Source organism: Kitasatospora sp. NPDC090308, from assembly GCF_044769485.1.
Taxonomy (GTDB): Bacteria; Actinomycetota; Actinomycetes; order Streptomycetales; family Streptomycetaceae; genus Kitasatospora; species Kitasatospora fiedleri.
On sequence record NZ_JBIVXY010000002.1, the window covers coordinates 35,774 to 51,311 of the forward strand.

The following is a 15,538-nucleotide window of genomic DNA, read 5'->3' on the forward strand; positions in this document are numbered from 1 at the left end:
CAGAGACTACGGGCGCGGGGGGCGCCGGATAGACTCGCGCCGTACCACAGCCCGTCGAACCCGCCCCTGGGAGCGCACCGTGTCCGGTCTTGAGATCTTCTTCGACAGCCTGCTGGCTCTGATGGCCGTGCTGATCACCTGGTTCGCCATCTTCTCCGTCATGAAGCTCTACCAGGGCCAGCGCTGACGACTGCCGTACGGTTGACCCGGTAACCGTCCGACGACACCAGCCAGGACCATGATCGAGATTCCTTCCGACCTCCACCGCGACGTCGTCCCGCTCGCCTTCCTCCTCGGCACCTGGGAGGGCGCGGGCGTCCACGCCCCCCTTCCCGGTCAAGAGGGCCCCGGCAGCGAGAAGTGCAACTTCGGCCAGGAGATCGTCTTCCGGCACGACGGCCGTCCCTTCCTGGAGTTCCGCTCCCGCACCTGGGTGCTGGACGAGCAGGGGGAGAAGGTCCGCCCGCTGGAGACCGAGCACTCCTTCTGGCGGGTGACCAGTAACCAGCACGGCACCAGCGGTGAGCGCGAGATCGAGGTCTCCTCGGTCCGCGACGACGGCACCGTGGAGATCTGGTACGGCAAGCTGCACGACGGCAAGCCGCAGATCGACCTGGCCACCGACGCGGTCGCCCGGATCGAGGACGCGGCCCCGTACAGCGGCGGCAAGCGGCTCTACGGCCTGGTCAAGGACGAGCTGCTCTGGGTCGGCGAGAAGGCCGCCCCCGAGGTGCCGCTGCGGCCGTACATGTCCGCGCAGCTGAAGAAGGTGCTCAACCCGGCGCAGCTGATCCACGACATCAACGACCTGCCGGACGACGGGATCGCGTTCTTCCGCTGATCCACCGTCCACGCACGGAGTGGGGACCGGCCCGGCGGCCGGTCCCTACACTTGTCATACGACCTCTCACCGGGCAGGGACACACGTGGCGAACAGCGAGAGCACCGACTGGAAGTCCGACCTGCGCGAGCGCGGCTACCGGCTGACGCCGCAGCGCCAGCTGGTGCTGGAGGCCGTCGACCTGCTCGACCACGCCACCCCGGACGAGATCCTGGGCCAGGTCCGCAAGACCGCCAGCGGCGTCAACATCTCCACCGTCTACCGGACGCTGGAGCTGCTCGAGGAGCTCGGCCTGGTCTCGCACGCGCACCTCGGCCACGGCGCCCCCACCTACCACCTGGCCGGCCGGCACACTCACCTGCACCTGGTCTGCCGGGACTGCGACCGGGTCACCGAGACCGACACCGAGATCGCCGCCCCGCTGATCGACAGCCTGCGCACCGAGCACGGCTTCGACACCGACCTCAAGCACTTCGCCATCTTCGGCCGCTGCGCGGACTGCACCGCCAAGCTGGAGGACGGGCAGCCGTAGGGCCGACCGGGCACGCGGGGGGCGAGAGCCATCGGCCCGCGACGCCGTCCTCCTGCGCCGGTCGGTCTAGGCTGGCGGGTATGAAGAGCCCGCTGCTTGCCCTGCCCGGCGCCGTCCCGGCCGAAGGTCCCGACGAAGGGGTCGCCGCCCACTACGGCGACCTGTTCCGCGAGCAGCGCGCGCTGGCCGCCGGGCGCGGCTTCACCGACCTGTCGCACCGCGGCGTGATCACCGTGACCGGCCCGGACCGGCTGAGCTGGCTGCACCTGCTGCTCACCCAGCACGTCAGCGAACTGCCGCCGCAGCGGGCCACCGAGGCGCTGGTGCTCTCCCCGAACGGACACGTGGAGCACGCGCTCTACCTGGTCGACGACGGGGAGACCACCTGGATCCACGTGGAGCCCGGCGGCGCGCCCGCGCTGGTGAAGTACCTGGAGTCGATGAAGTTCTGGAACCGGGTCGAGGTCGCCGACGCCACCGAGCGGTACGCGGTGGTCTTCCTGCCGGCCGGCTCCACCGCCCCGGTCGAGCGGGCCGCCGCGGTGCGCGAACTGCCGTGGGGCCGCGACGTGTTCCTGCCGCGGGCCGAACTGGCCGCGGCAGCCGAGGAGTTCGGTCCGGCGGCGGGCGTCTGGGCGTACGAGGCGCTGCGGGTCGAGGGGCACCGGCCGCGGCTCGGCTTCGAGACCGACCACCGGACCATCCCGCACGAGGTGGACTGGCTGGACAGCGCCGTGCACCTGCAGAAGGGCTGCTACCGGGGCCAGGAGACGGTCGCCCGGGTGCACAACCTGGGCCGGCCGCCGCGCCGGCTGGTGTTCCTGCACCTGGACGGCACCGAGGAGAAGCTGCCCGCGCACGGCACCGAGGTCCGGGTCCAGGGCCAGGAGCGGCCGGTCGGCTTCGTCACCTCCTCGGCCCGGCACCACGAGCTGGGCCCGATCGCACTGGCCCTGGTCAAGCGCAACACCCCGGTGGACGCCGTGCTGCTGGCCGACGGCGTCCCGGGCACCCAGGACGTGATCGTCCCGGCCTGAGGGGTCTTCGCCTCCGTGAGGCCCTCTCGCCGACGTGAGAGGGCCTCACTTGCTCGATGGCCTCTCACTCTCGGAAGAGGCCCTCACTTCCGCGATAACCTCTCACTACTGCGACGGGACCTCACTCCCGCGAGGGGATCAGACCTCCAGCAGGACGGTGAACGGCCCGTCGTTCACCAGCGACACCTGCATGTCGGCGCCGAACCGCCCGGTCGCCACCTCGGCGCCCAGCGTGCGCAGTTCGGCCACCACGGCGTCCACCAGCGGTTCGGCGACCGGGCCGGGCGCGGCGGCGTTCCAGGTGGGGCGGCGGCCCTTGCGGGCGTCGCCGTAGAGGGTGAACTGGCTGATCACCAGCAGCGAGGCGCCCAGCTCCGAACAGGACCGCTCGGGGCTGCCCGGGAACAGCCGCAGCGTCCAGAGCTTGCGGGCCAGTTGGGCGGCCTGCCCGGGGGTGTCCTCGTGGGTGACGCCGACCAGGACGCACAGGCCCGGCCCCTCGATCGCGCCGACCGTCTCGCCGTCCACCGTCACGGCCGCCCGGGCGACCCGCTGCACCACTGCTCGCATGCCGCCATTGTGCCGGTGCGCCCACCCAGGGGGCGCACGGCCTCCGGTTGCGCGCCGGGGTCGCGCATGGTGCGCCCCGATTCGTGCAGGTGAGCCGGTGGCGCGGGTTCTTCGTACTAGCCAGGGGTGTTCGCCAGGGGGCCGTTCGGGTACTCGGGCGTGCGGCGCCGGGGCCCGGGGTGGCACGCTGTGCGACGGTCCGGGGCCACCCGGGCCCCGCCGGGGCGTCCGCCGTCCCGGCGAACCGCGTCACCCGCACGAGTGGCAGCGCCCGCCGGGGGGAACCCTGGAGGTCGGGCGGCCCGTGCTACCGGCGGGCACTGGTACTACGGCAGGTGGTCGGATTGATGGACGTGAGCGCGGTCGACGGGCTGGCCGGCCTGGCCCTGGAGGAACTGCGGGTGCTCCGCCGGGACGCGCTGGAGCAGGAGGCCGACCTGTCCTACCTGCGCCGCCTGCTGCACGGCCGGATGGACATCCTGCGGGCCGAACTCCAGCGCCGGGAGATCCCGCTGACGGGCGCGAGCGAGGCCCAGTGCGCGCTGCTGGACCGGCTGCCGGCCATCCTCGCCGACGCCCCGTCCGCGACCCGCCGCCCGGCCCGGCACCTCACCCTCGGCCCGCCGCGCGGCGAGCGCTACCGGCGGGAGGCGGACGCCCTGATGGGCGACGTCCAGCTGGCCGACCTGTCCGCGCACGCCACCGCCGACCTGCTGGCCGCGATCGAGCGGCTCGACGTGCACCAGCGCGAGGTCTCCGGCCGCCGCCACGCGCTCCAGCGCACCGCGGACGACTGCGGGGCGGAGATCACCCGCAGGTACCGTGAGGGGGAGGCCCGGGTCGACGACCTGCTCAGCGAGCGCTGAGCGGGGCGGACGCGGCCGGGGTCCACCCACCCTCACCGCACCCGCCCTGGAGAACCACCCGTGTCGCAGCCCGCCCCGCCCGCCCTCGCCGAGGTCATACGCTCCGGCTTCACCGAGGGCCGCCACCGCGGTTCGCTGGTCCTGCTCGACGCCGACGGCGCCGTCGAGTACGCGCTCGGCACCCCCGAGCTGCCGGTCTACCCGCGCTCCACCGCCAAGCCCTTCCAGGCGGTGGCCACCCTCCGGGCCGGCCTCGACCTGCGCGGCGAACAGCTCGCGCTGGCCGCCTCCAGCCACTCCGCCGAGCCCTTCCACCGCGCCGCCGTCCGCAGGGTGCTGGCCGACGCCGGCCTCACCGAGTCCGCCCTGCGGCTGCCCGCCGACCTCCCGCTGGACCCGGTGGAGGCCGAGGAGCTGCTGCGCTCCGGCGGGGAGCGCGCCCCGATCCTGATGGACTGCTCCGGCAAGCACGCCGCCTGGCTGGCCGCCTCCGCCGCCAACGGCTGGGACCTGGCGACCTACCTCGACCCGTCCCACCCGATCCAGGTGCTGGCCCGCACCGCCCTGGAGCAGGCCACCGGCGAACCGGCCGCCCACCTGGGCACCGACGGCTGCGGCGCCCCGCTGCTGGCCGTCTCGCTCACCGGCCTGGCCCGCGGCTACCGCGCCCTGCTGCTGGCCGACCCCGGCACCGAGCGGCGCCGGGTCGCCGACGCGATGCGCGCCCACCCCGAGTACGTGGCGGGCACCCGCCGGGCCGACACCTGGCTGATGCGGGCGGTGCCCGGGGCGCTGTCCAAGATGGGCGCCGAGGCCGTCCAGGTGGTGGCGCTGGCCGACGGCCGGGCCCTCGCCTTCAAGATCGAGGACGGCGCGGAGCGCGCCCGCGGCCCGGTGCTGGCCGCCGCGCTGCGCCGACTGGGCGTCCAGGACCCGGTGCTGGACCGGATCGCCGCCGCCCCGCTGCACGGCGGCGGGAACGTGGTCGGCGAGGTCCGCGCGGCGTTCTGAGAGCCCGTCGGCGCCCCGGTCGAGCCCCGGTCGAGACCCCGCCGACGCCGCGGCCGACGCCCCGTCGGCGGAAGCCGGGATGCCCGGGGCGGCGCTTCGGTGCACGGTGGACGGCGGGGGAGCCACCCGTCGCCGCACAGGGAGAGACCGCCATGACCGACCACACCTACCGGGTCACCGAGATCGTCGGGTCCTCGCACGAGGGCGTGGACGCCGCGATCCGCAACGGCCTCACCCGGGCGAACCGGACGCTGCGCAACCTGGACTGGTTCGAGGTGGTCCAGGTCCGCGGCCACCTCAAGGACGGCGAGGTCGAGCACTACCAGGTCGGCCTCAAGGTCGGCTTCCGGCTCGACGACAACGACGGCGCCTGAGGACCGTCCGGGCGCAGCGGGAAGGCACCGGGAAGGCACCGGGAAGGCACCGGGCACGCACCGGGCACGCACCGGGCACGCAGCGGGTACGCACCGGAAGCGCCACCGGGAAGCAGCAGGGGCGGGAGCCCGGAAACTCCGGACTCCCGCCCCTGCGCGTGCGGTGCGGGCCACCCCGAGGGGTGTCACGGCTCAGTGGCCGCCCTGCTCCTCCAGGCGCTTGATCGAGGCCGTGATCTCGGCCTCGGCCTCGGCGCGGCCGACCCAGTCGGCGCCCTGGACGGACTTGCCCGGCTCCAGGTCCTTGTAGACCTCGAAGAAGTGCTGGATCTCCAGGCGGTCGAACTCCGACACGTCCTGGAGGTCCTGGAGGTGCGACCAGCGCGGGTCGGTCGCCGGGACGCACAGCAGCTTGTCGTCGCCGCCGGCCTCGTCGGTCATGTGGAACATGCCGATGGCGCGGCACTTGATCAGGCAGCCCGGGAAGGTCGGCTCCTCCAGGATGACCAGCGCGTCCAGCGGGTCGCCGTCGTCCGCGAGGGTGCCCTCGACGTAGCCGTAGTCGGCCGGGTAGCGGGTCGAGGTGAAGAGCATGCGGTCCAGACGGAGCCGACCGGTCTCATGGTCGACCTCGTACTTGTTGCGCGAGCCCTTCGGGATCTCGATCAGGACGTCGAACTCCAACGGTTCCTCCAAGGGTTGGGACTGACAGAATCAAGTGTCTCCTACGGCGGGGTGTGCTCGGGAAAGGGGCCGGTCGGTGAGAGCAGGGACAGGGGTGGGACGCGGGCGCAGAGCCGCCCTGGCAGCCGCGCTGGGGGTGGTGCTGGCCGCCGGGACCCTGGCCGCCGACCCGGCCCTGGCCCAGCCCACGCCGGGCGCCGGGACGAGCCGGCCCGCCGGGGACGGCCACGGCCGGAGCGAGGACCGGCAGGGCGGCGACGCCGGTGACCACGGCGACGGCAAGGGCGACGGCAAGGGCGACGGCCGGCAGCACCGGGACGACCGGCACCGGGCCGTCCCGGTCAAGGGCCCGGTGCTGGCCGAGGGCGACGCCGCCGACAGCAAGGCCCCGACCGGCGGCGGGCTGCGCACCGCGCTCGGCGGCACCGTCCAGGACAAGGCGCTGGGCACCCTGAACTTCGCGGTCGCCGACGCCGCCACCGGTGAGTTCCTGTTCGGCGCGCAGGAGAACACCCCGGCCACGCCCGCCTCCACCACCAAGCTCGCCACCGCGGTCGCCGCCCTGGCCCTGCTGCCCGCCGAGCACCGGATCGCCACCACCGTGGTCCGGGGCACCGCCCCGGGCGAGATCACCCTGGTCGGCGGCGGCGACCCCACCCTGACCGCCCTGCCCGCCGACCAGGTCCGGATCGGCGGCCTGCCCGTCGACCCGGACAGCGACCCCGCCTCGGTGGCCGAGCTGGCCCACCGCACCGCCACCGCGCTCAAGGCCGCCGGCACCACCGAGGTGCGGCTCTCGTACGACACCTCGCTCTACACCGGCCCGCTGCTGCACAAGGACCACGACGCGATGAACATCGCCGCGGTCACCCCGCTGATGGTCGACGAGGGCCGGATCGACCCGCGCTCGCCCGACGAGGCCCCGGCCCGGGTGTTCGACCCCGCCGGGCAGGCCGCCGACTCCTTCGCCGGCTTCCTCAGGGCGGAGGGCGTCGCCGTGCAGGGCAAGCCCGCCGCGGCCACCGGGCCCGCCACCGCGCCCGCCGGGACAGCCGCGGGCACGGCCACGGGCACGGCCGCCGCGACCGAACTGGCCCGGGTGGAGTCGCCGACGATCGGGCGGCTGGTCGAGCGGATGCTCACCACCTCCGACAACACGCTGGCCGAGGCGGTCGCCCGGCAGGCCGCGATCGCCGCGAAGCAGCCCGCCAGCTTCGAGGGCGCGGCGAAGGCGGTCAGCACCGAACTGGCCGGGCTCGGAGTCCCGTTGGACGGCGTGGTGCTCACCGACGGCAGCGGCCTGGCCAAGGCCAACCTGATCCCGCCGATCACCCTGGTCAAGCTGCTCGCCGCGGCCGCCGCCCCCGCCCACCCGGAGCTGCGCCCGGTGATCACCGGCCTCCCGGTCGCCGGATTCTCCGGCACCCTGGTGAACCGTTTCGGCGCGAAGTCCGGCGCGGCGGAGGCCGCCGGCATCGTCCGCGCCAAGACCGGCACCCTCCAGGGCGTCAACACCCTGGCGGGCACCGTGGTCGACGCCGACGGCCGCGTCCTGGCCTTCGCCCTGATGACCCGCACCGACGCCGACCCCACCGCGGCCCGCGCCGCCGTCGACCGCATCGTCGCCAAGATCGCCGCCTGCGGCTGCTGACCCCCGCCGGTCCGGCCGGGCGGTGCGCGGCTCCGGGGCGGTGGCGGGGCGGCTGTTTCCCGGGGCGGGCGCGGCGTCCTGCGGACGGCCGCGCGCGGACCGGTCGCCGCCGACCTCGCGCAGCCCCGGTCGGACGGGGATGCCCGCCGGGACGCAGCCGCCCCGCCGCTCCCCGCCGGGCCGGACCGCCGAGGCGCGGGCGGCCCGGGGACGGGGGAGCGGCGGCCGCTGTGCGGTGGGTGGGCCGGGCCCGGGGTGCTCCCGGTGTCCGGCGGCGGAGCGTTGACGGGGTGTCACGGCACGGAGCGGCGAGGGTGCGCGCCTCCCCCGGGCGGGGGTGAGCACGTACGGTGAAGACATGACGAGCGCGAGCGGCAGTGCGGAGATGGTCGACTGGAATCTCGCCGTGGCGACCGCGGTGCGGCTCGCCCGGCCGGGGCCGCGGATCGGGCGGGACGAGGCCCGGGCGGCCGTCGCCGAGTTGCGCCGGCACGCGGCGGAGGCCGAGCGGCACGTGCGCGAGTACACCCGGATGGGGTCGACCGGGGTGGCGGGCACGCCGGTGCTGGTGGTGGACCGGCCGGGCTGGGTGCGGGCCAACGTGGCGGGCTTCCGGACGGTGGTGCGCCCGCTGACCGAGAAGCTGGCGGCCCGCCGGGAGGGCGGCGGCCGGGGCGCGGCGGCGGCCGGTTCGGCGGGGGCGAAGGCCACCGGGGTGGAGGTCGGCGTGGTGCTGGCCTTCCTGTCGGCGAAGGTGCTCGGCCAGTACGAGACCTTCGCGCCGGCCGAGCTGCCGAGCGCCCCGGACAGCCCGGAGGGCCTGTTCGACCAGCCCCGGCGCGGTCTGGCCGCCCCGCCCGGGCGGCTGCTGCTGGTGGCGCCGAACATCGTCCAGGTGGAGCGCGAACTCGACGTCGCCCCGCACGACTTCCGGCTCTGGGTGTGCCTGCACGAGGAGACCCACCGGACCCAGTTCACCGCGGTGCCGTGGCTGCGCGACCACATCCAGTCCGAGGTGCAGGAGTTCCTGGCGCAGACCGACGTCGACCCGGCGGCCTTCCTGGAGCGGCTGCGCGAGGCGCTCGGCGGCCTGCCGCTCCCGGGCCTGGGCGGCCGGCGCGAGGGCCGCGCGGGCCGGGAGGGCGCGCCCAGCGTGACCGACCTGGTGCAGACGCCCGCGCAGCGGGAGATCCTGTCCCGGCTGACGGCGGTGATGTCGCTGCTGGAGGGCCACGCGGACGTGGTGATGGACGGGGTGGGGCCCGCGGTGGTGCCCTCGGTGGCGGAGATCCGGGAGAAGTTCCAGCGCCGCCGCGACCGCGGCAGCGGCCGGCTCGACCTGGCGCTGCGCCGGCTGCTCGGGATGGACGCCAAGCTGCGGCAGTACCAGGACGGCGCGGTGTTCGTCCGGGGCGTGGTGGAGCGGGTCGGGATGGACGGCTTCAACCGGGTCTGGACCTCGCCGAACACGCTGCCCACCAAGGAGGAGATCCACGACCCGGCGTCCTGGGTGGCCCGGGTCACCGGCTGACCGGGCTCACCGGGGCTCACCGGGGCTCACCGGCCGGGCCTGTCCGGACCGGTCGGGCCCGGTCACGACCGGTCCCTCCGTCCGGTGAGTCGTACACCTGAGGCAGCCGTAACGTTTCTCCATTCACCCGTACGTGGGACGGTGGATCCGCCGTTGGCGCGGGTGGCGTGGGCGGTGGCCGGATTCTGCGACCATCTGTGAGCGCCTGGTGACCGAGAGCTGACAGGCGGCCGACACAACCCTCCCTCCGCCAAGGAGTGCCAACCATGGGCCCACACCCCGCTGTCGCGGCGATACGCCTCGCCGTCCGCCGTACCCTCGCCGAACTCGCCGCGGAGGCGGGTGTCGTCCCCGGCGGGCAGGCCCGCCCGCGGACGCCCGCGCCCGTGCCGGTGCCCGCGCTGGCCGGCACCGCGACGGTGCCCGGCACGCTGATCGGCAACGCCCGCCGGCACCCCTCCGGCCTGCCCCGCACGCCCGCCGCGCCAGGCTCCCCGCTGGTGCTGGTGGCGGTCTCCGGCGGCGCCGACTCGATGGCGCTGGCCACCGCCACGGCCTTCGAGGCCCCCAAGCTCGGCCTGCGGGTCGGCGCGGTCACCGTCGACCACGGCCTGCAGGCCGGTTCGGCCGAGCGGGCCGAGCAGGTCGCCGTCCGGCTGCGCGAGCTCGGCCTGGACCCGGTGGAGGCGGTCGCCGTCCGGGTGGGCCGCGAGGGCGGCCCGGAGAACGCCGCCCGGGACGCCCGCTACGCCGCGCTCGACCTGGCCGCCGAGCGGCACGGCGCGCTCGCCGTCCTGCTCGGCCACACCCGTGACGACCAGGCGGAGACCGTGCTGCTGGGCCTGGCCCGCGGCTCCGGGGCCCGCTCGCTGGCCGGGATGCCCGCCCAGAAGGGCCGCTACCGCCGCCCGCTGCTGGAGCTGGACCGGGCCGCCACCCGGCGGGCCTGCGCCGCGCAGTCCATCCCGGTCTGGGACGACCCGCACAACACCGACCCGGCGTACACCCGCTCCCGGGTCCGGCACGAGGTGCTGCCGGTGCTGGAGAAGCACCTGGGCGGCGGCGTGGTGGAGGCGCTGGCCCGCACCGCCCGGCTGTTCCGCGACGACGCCGACGCCCTCGACCAGTGGGCCGCCCTCGCCGAGCGCGACCTGCGCTCCCCGGACGGCGCCCTGGACGCGGGCAAGCTCGCCGAACTGCCCCCCGCGGTCCGCCGCCGGGTGCTGCGCCGGGCCGCGCTGCGCGCGGGCTGCCCGGCCGGCGACCTGTTCGCCCGGCACCTGGAGAGCGTGGACCTGCTGGTCACCGGCTGGCGCGGCCAGGGCCCGCTGCACCTACCCGGGGGCGTCGAAGCCGTGCGCCGGTGTGGCACGCTGGTGTTTCGGCGGCAGGGCGACTGAGCACGAACAGGTCGTACCGCCGCCGCCGAACCCAGACCCCGAACGTTTGAGGACGTATCCCCGGTGGACCAGAACGACATGGGCGCAGACCTCGCGAAGGTGCTCATCAGCAAGGACGAGATCGACGCCAAGCTGGTGGAGCTGGCCGCGCGGATCGACCAGGACTACGCGGGTAAGGACCTCCTGCTGGTGGGCGTCCTCAAGGGCGCCGTGATGGTGATGGCCGACCTGGCCCGGACGCTGCACAGCCAGGTCACCATGGACTGGATGGCCGTCTCCTCGTACGGGATGGGCACCAAGTCCTCCGGCGTGGTGCGGATCCTCAAGGACCTGGACACCGACATCGCCGGCAAGGACGTGCTGATCGTCGAGGACATCATCGACTCCGGCCTGACGCTGTCCTGGCTGCTCGGCAACCTGGGCTCGCGCGGCCCGGCCTCGCTCAAGGTCTGCACCCTGCTGCGCAAGCCGGACGCGGCCAAGGTGGAGATCGACGTCGAGTACGTCGGGTTCGACATCCCCAACGAGTTCGTGGTCGGCTACGGCCTGGACTACGCGGAGAAGCTGCGCAACCTGCCGTTCATCGGCACGCTCGCGCCCCACGTGTACGGCGGCTGAACCGTTCGGGCGACGGGTGGGAACAGTGCCCCGTTCCCACCCGTTGTGCGGGGGTAGGAAAATAGCCCGCACCGTGGTGCGATCCCGCCGGGACCGGGGGTCGCTGCGGTACGGTCCAATCAAACGCTCGTCTTACGAGCACATATCGGATGCGCCGAGGCCCCACAGCCGAGCAGCGCCCGTTGAACTGGCAGGAGGGACGGGGCGGTGACGCCCCGCATGGATGGACGTCAAGCGATACTTCCGTGCGCCGATCATGTGGGTCGTGCTGGCCGCCCTCGCCGTGTTCGCATTGATGGAGCTCGTCTCGGATTCGAGCGGCTACAAAACTGCGGACACCGGGCAGATCGTCAGCGCCATCGACAACAACCAGGTGAAGTCGGCGCAGCTCACCACCGGTGACTCGAACCTCATCAAGATCCAGCTGCAGGACGGCCAGAAGCTGAAGGCCGGCTCGAACGGCAAGTCGCCGTCCGGCACCCGCTTCCAGGCCTCCTACACCGGCGAGCAGCAGGCCGCCGATCTGGCCAAGACACTCCAGGACAAGTACGCCGGCGGGCAGATCGCCGACGGCTACACGGTCAGCCCCGAGAAGCAGTCGACGATCGTCAGCCTGCTCTTCTCGATGCTCCCGATCGTGATCATCGTCCTGGTCTTCCTGTTCCTGATGAACCAGATGCAGGGCGGCGGCTCCCGGGTCATGCAGTTCGGCAAGTCCAAGGCCAAACTGCTCACCAAGGACACCCCGAAGACCACCTTCGCGGACGTCGCGGGCGCCGACGAGGCGGTCGAGGAGCTCCACGAGATCAAGGAGTTCCTCCAGGAACCGGCCAAGTTCCAGGCGGTCGGCGCCAAGATCCCCAAGGGCGTGCTGCTGTACGGCCCGCCCGGCACCGGCAAGACCCTGCTGGCCCGCGCCGTCGCGGGCGAGGCGGGCGTGCCGTTCTACTCGATCTCGGGCTCCGACTTCGTCGAGATGTTCGTCGGCGTCGGCGCCAGCCGGGTCCGCGACCTGTTCGAGCAGGCCAAGGCGAACGCCCCGGCGATCATCTTCGTCGACGAGATCGACGCCGTCGGCCGGCACCGCGGCGCGGGCCTCGGCGGCGGCCACGACGAGCGCGAGCAGACCCTCAACCAGCTGCTGGTCGAGATGGACGGCTTCGACGTCAAGGGCGGCGTCATCCTGATCGCCGCCACCAACCGCCCCGACATCCTGGACCCGGCGCTGCTGCGCCCCGGCCGCTTCGACCGGCAGATCGCCGTCGACCGCCCGGACCTCCAGGGCCGACTGGACATCCTCAAGGTGCACCAGAAGGGCAAGCCGATCGCGCCGGACGTCGACCTCTCGGCCGTCGCCAAGCGCACCCCCGGCTTCACCGGCGCCGACCTGTCGAACGTGCTGAACGAGGCGGCGCTGCTCACCGCGCGCTCCGAGAAGAAGCTGATCGACAACCAGACGCTGGACGAGGCGATCGACCGCGTCGTGGCCGGTCCGCAGAAGCGCTCGCGGATCATGTCCGAGAAGGAGAAGAAGATCACCGCGTACCACGAGGGCGGCCACGCCCTGGTCGCGGCGGCCTGCAACTACTCCGACCCGGTGCACAAGATCACCATCCTGTCCCGGGGCCGCGCCCTGGGCTACACGATGGTGCTGCCGGACGAGGACAAGTACTCGACCACCCGCAACGAGATGCTCGACCAGCTGTCCTACATGCTGGGCGGCCGGGCGGCGGAGGAGCTGGTCTTCCACGACCCGACCACCGGCGCCTCGAACGACATCGAGAAGGCCACCGCCACCGCGCGGGCCATGGTCACCCAGTACGGCATGAGCGAGCGCCTGGGCGCGATCAAGTTCGGCACCTCCGACTCCGAGCCGTTCCTCGGCCGTGAGATGGGCCACCAGCGCGACTACTCGGAAGAGGTCGCCGGGCTGGTGGACGAGGAGGTCAAGAAGCTGATCGAGACCGCGCACAACGACGCCTGGGAGATCCTGGTCGAGAACCGGGACGTGCTGGACAACCTGGTGCTCGAACTGCTGGAGAAGGAGACGCTGAACAAGGAGCAGATCGCCGAGATCTTCACTCCGGTGATCAAGCGTCCCCCGCGTCCGGCCTGGACCGGGTCGGCCCGCCGCACCCCGTCCACCCGGCCGCCGGTGCAGTCGCCGAAGGAGCTGGCGCTGACCAACGGCGCCGCGCCGGCCGCGGGTGACCCGGTCGACGTCGTGAAGCTCCCGCCGGTCGACGGCGGCCAGGTCGAGAGCTGATCGGGCCGACCACCGGTTCGGAATGGATGCCGCGTTTCCGGGGTTTGTACCCTGGAGGCGCGGCATTCGTGCTGCGCCGACCCTCTCCACCCGCTTGACCGAGATTTCCCGACTGACGAGCAGCGAGGCACGCATGATCGATCCGGTGACGCTCGACGGTGAGTCCCCCGGCCGCGAGTTCGACCAGAAGCGGGCCGAGAACGCCGTCCGCGAGCTGCTCCTCGCCGTCGGGGAGGACCCGGACCGCGAGGGGCTGCTGGAGACCCCGGCCCGGGTGGCCCGCGCCTACCGGGAGATATTCGCCGGCCTGTGGCAGCAGCCGGAGGACGTGCTGACCACCACCTTCGACCTCGGCCACGACGAGATGGTGCTGGTCAAGGACATCGAGGTGTACTCCACCTGCGAGCACCACCTGGTGCCGTTCCGCGGCGTCGCGCACGTCGGCTACATCCCGTCCACCAGCGGCAAGATCACCGGCCTGTCCAAGCTGGCCCGGCTGGTCGACGTGTACGCCCGCCGGCCGCAGGTGCAGGAGCGGCTGACCAGCCAGGTCGCCGACGCGCTGATGCGCATCCTGGAGCCGCGCGGCGCGATCGTGGTGTTCGAGTGCGAGCACATGTGCATGTCGATGCGCGGCATCCGCAAGCCCGGCGCCAAGACGCTCACCTCCGCCGTCCGCGGCCAGCTGCGCGACCCGGCCACCCGCAACGAGGCGATGAGCCTGATCATCGGCGGTCGCTGACGCGCCGTCGGCCCGCTGACCGGGGCGCCACCCGCACGGGTGGCGCCCCGGTGCGTCTCCGGGAGCGGGGGCTCAGGAGTGCGGCTCGCGGTCCGGCGGCGGGTCGAGGTGGTCGCCCAGCCACTCCAGGGTGGCGGGCAGCTCGCGCCGCCAGGTCTCGAAGGAGTGCCCGCCGTCGGGCAGGAAGATCGAGTCCACCTTCAGCTCGGGGTGGGCCGCGGCCACCTGCCGGGCCGCGGCCAGGAACCGCTCGGTGGCCGCGAAGTCGGCCTCGGCCCGGGTGGAGACCAGCAGCAGGTCGGCCCGCGGCGCGGGCAGGTTCCTCAGCCGCCAGGTCAGGTCGGACCGCCGGGCGGCGTCCTGGTCGCCGCGGAACAGGTCGCCGTCCGTCCAGCGGTCGTTCGGGACGGTGTAGTCGGCGTGCATCCCGGCCGCGGTCCGGAACGTGCCGGGGTGCCGCATCGCCAGCCGCAGCGCGCAGGACCCGCCGGTGGAGTAGCCGAACACGCCCCAGGAGTCCGCCGAGCGGCTGACCCGGTACGCGGAGCGGACCGCCGCCGGGACGTCCTCGGCGAACCAGGTCTCCGCCTTCGGCCCGCCCGGGACGTCCACGCACTCGGTGTTGCGCGGCGGGGCCACGGTCGGACGGGCCATCACGATCACGGTCGGCGCCAGCTTCCCGGCGCGCTGCAGCTCGGCGGCGGTCCGCGGCAGCCGCAGCCCCTCGACCAGGTGCAGCGAGGGCCCGGGGTAGCCGGCCAGGGCGAGCAGCACCGGGAAGCGCTCGCGGACGTAGCGCGGGTTGAAGTACTCCGGCGGCAGGTAGACGAAGACCTGGTCGGACAGGCCGGAGGCGGGGCCGGTGATCCGCACCGAGTCGACCCGGCCGACCTCCTCCGGCGGCCCGGCGGGCAGCACCTCCTTGACGGTCTCCAGCCCGCCCTCGTCGGTGGGCCGCACCAGCTGCCCGGTCTCCGGCGCGGCGCCCGGCACCTGCGCGGCGACCGGCGCGAGCGCCGCGGCGCCGGGGTGCAGCAGGTCGTTCCAGGAGCTGTAGAAGCCGTAGGCGTTGTTCACCGACAGCAGCAGCACCCCCAGGACGGCCAGTTGGGTGACCGACAGCAGGGCGAGCCGGCCGAGCACCGGCAGCGGGCGCTGCCGGGCCAGCCGGGGCCACAGCCACAGGGTGCCGAGCAGGGCGGCCGCGGCCGCCGCGGTCAGCGCGTACACCAACGTCCGGCTGGTCAGCTCCATGCCTTCCGGTCCCTCCTCGACTCCCGCCCCGCCATCGTCATCTGACGGACCGTCGGAAGCGATTCGGGGTACGCTGACCGGGCGTCGGATGCCCGTGCGAATACGTGCCGCGGGTGGGGGAACCGCCGCACTGGGCCGCGGCGTCCATCGGGATGCCGGAC

15 protein-coding genes are annotated in these 15,538 nt (G+C 73.8%); 12 read left to right on the top strand and 3 right to left on the bottom strand.

The genetic code is table 11. From position 1 onward, the window contains the following. The first annotated feature begins 238 nt into the window (after nucleotides 1-238). The 3 genes from ACIQVD_RS04140 (at nucleotide 239) to ACIQVD_RS04150 (ending at nucleotide 2,410) form a co-directional block, all read left to right on the top strand. A complete protein-coding gene (locus ACIQVD_RS04140) occupies nucleotides 239-841 on the top strand; it encodes an FABP family protein (protein WP_400682553.1) in 603 nt (200 codons plus the stop codon). Nucleotides 842-926: 85 nt separating this feature from the next. Then, nucleotides 927-1,373 carry a Fur family transcriptional regulator gene (locus ACIQVD_RS04145; RefSeq protein ID WP_100836843.1) on the top strand — a complete coding sequence of 149 codons (447 nt, stop codon included), beginning with the start codon at nucleotides 927-929 and terminating at the stop codon, nucleotides 1,371-1,373. A gap of 80 nt (nucleotides 1,374-1,453) precedes the next feature. Further along, on the top strand, nucleotides 1,454-2,410 hold the full coding sequence (locus ACIQVD_RS04150; RefSeq protein WP_100836842.1) for a glycine cleavage T C-terminal barrel domain-containing protein: 957 nt from the start codon (nucleotides 1,454-1,456) through the stop codon (nucleotides 2,408-2,410). Between the two features lie 138 nt (nucleotides 2,411-2,548). On the opposite strand, the gene dtd is transcribed toward ACIQVD_RS04150, so the two are convergent. Beyond that, nucleotides 2,549-2,980, bottom strand: coding sequence for a D-aminoacyl-tRNA deacylase (gene dtd, locus ACIQVD_RS04155; RefSeq protein WP_402285912.1), 432 nt, complete (start codon nucleotides 2,978-2,980; stop codon nucleotides 2,549-2,551). A gap of 347 nt (nucleotides 2,981-3,327) precedes the next feature. Here dtd and ACIQVD_RS04160 point away from each other — a divergent pair, with 347 nt between their 5' ends. The 3 genes from ACIQVD_RS04160 (at nucleotide 3,328) to ACIQVD_RS04170 (ending at nucleotide 5,231) form a co-directional block, all read left to right on the top strand. After that, the gene (locus tag ACIQVD_RS04160; protein WP_282202210.1) at nucleotides 3,328-3,846 is read left to right on the top strand and encodes an ABC transporter substrate-binding protein; all 519 of its coding nucleotides are present in this window, start codon (nucleotides 3,328-3,330) and stop codon (nucleotides 3,844-3,846) included. Between the two features lie 60 nt (nucleotides 3,847-3,906). Next, entirely contained in the window at nucleotides 3,907-4,857 is a 951-nt protein-coding gene (locus ACIQVD_RS04165; RefSeq protein WP_400682544.1) for an asparaginase, read from the top strand. A gap of 152 nt (nucleotides 4,858-5,009) precedes the next feature. Beyond that, the gene (locus tag ACIQVD_RS04170; protein WP_402285916.1) at nucleotides 5,010-5,231 is read left to right on the top strand and encodes a dodecin; all 222 of its coding nucleotides are present in this window, start codon (nucleotides 5,010-5,012) and stop codon (nucleotides 5,229-5,231) included. Between the two features lie 192 nt (nucleotides 5,232-5,423). On the opposite strand, the gene ACIQVD_RS04175 is transcribed toward ACIQVD_RS04170, so the two are convergent. Beyond that, nucleotides 5,424-5,915 (bottom strand): inorganic diphosphatase, encoded by a 492-nt coding sequence (locus ACIQVD_RS04175; RefSeq protein WP_030458155.1) that lies wholly within the window; start codon nucleotides 5,913-5,915, stop codon nucleotides 5,424-5,426. A gap of 76 nt (nucleotides 5,916-5,991) precedes the next feature. Here ACIQVD_RS04175 and dacB point away from each other — a divergent pair, with 76 nt between their 5' ends. From dacB to folE, 6 genes are all read left to right on the top strand, one after another. Continuing rightward, nucleotides 5,992-7,566 (top strand): D-alanyl-D-alanine carboxypeptidase/D-alanyl-D-alanine-endopeptidase, encoded by a 1,575-nt coding sequence (dacB, locus tag ACIQVD_RS04180; protein ID WP_402285919.1) that lies wholly within the window; start codon nucleotides 5,992-5,994, stop codon nucleotides 7,564-7,566. A 358-nt stretch (nucleotides 7,567-7,924) separates the two neighbouring features. Continuing rightward, on the top strand, nucleotides 7,925-9,097 hold the full coding sequence (locus tag ACIQVD_RS04185; protein ID WP_400682535.1) for a zinc-dependent metalloprotease: 1,173 nt from the start codon (nucleotides 7,925-7,927) through the stop codon (nucleotides 9,095-9,097). A 266-nt stretch (nucleotides 9,098-9,363) separates the two neighbouring features. Beyond that, nucleotides 9,364-10,497, top strand: a complete 1,134-nt coding sequence (gene tilS, locus ACIQVD_RS04190; RefSeq protein WP_400682532.1) for a tRNA lysidine(34) synthetase TilS — start codon at nucleotides 9,364-9,366, stop codon at nucleotides 10,495-10,497. 78 nt (nucleotides 10,498-10,575) lie between these two features. Beyond that, nucleotides 10,576-11,115, top strand: a complete 540-nt coding sequence (gene hpt / locus ACIQVD_RS04195) for a hypoxanthine phosphoribosyltransferase (RefSeq protein ID WP_400682712.1) — start codon at nucleotides 10,576-10,578, stop codon at nucleotides 11,113-11,115. A 223-nt stretch (nucleotides 11,116-11,338) separates the two neighbouring features. Next, nucleotides 11,339-13,381 carry an ATP-dependent zinc metalloprotease FtsH gene (ftsH, locus tag ACIQVD_RS04200; RefSeq protein WP_400682530.1) on the top strand — a complete coding sequence of 681 codons (2,043 nt, stop codon included), beginning with the start codon at nucleotides 11,339-11,341 and terminating at the stop codon, nucleotides 13,379-13,381. A gap of 133 nt (nucleotides 13,382-13,514) precedes the next feature. Next, nucleotides 13,515-14,123 carry a GTP cyclohydrolase I FolE gene (gene folE, locus ACIQVD_RS04205; RefSeq protein ID WP_402285922.1) on the top strand — a complete coding sequence of 203 codons (609 nt, stop codon included), beginning with the start codon at nucleotides 13,515-13,517 and terminating at the stop codon, nucleotides 14,121-14,123. A 72-nt stretch (nucleotides 14,124-14,195) separates the two neighbouring features. Here folE and ACIQVD_RS04210 read toward each other — a convergent pair whose 3' ends face one another. Beyond that, nucleotides 14,196-15,377 carry an alpha/beta hydrolase gene (locus ACIQVD_RS04210; RefSeq protein WP_400682528.1) on the bottom strand — a complete coding sequence of 394 codons (1,182 nt, stop codon included), beginning with the start codon at nucleotides 15,375-15,377 and terminating at the stop codon, nucleotides 14,196-14,198. Between the last annotated feature and the right edge of the window lie 161 nt (nucleotides 15,378-15,538).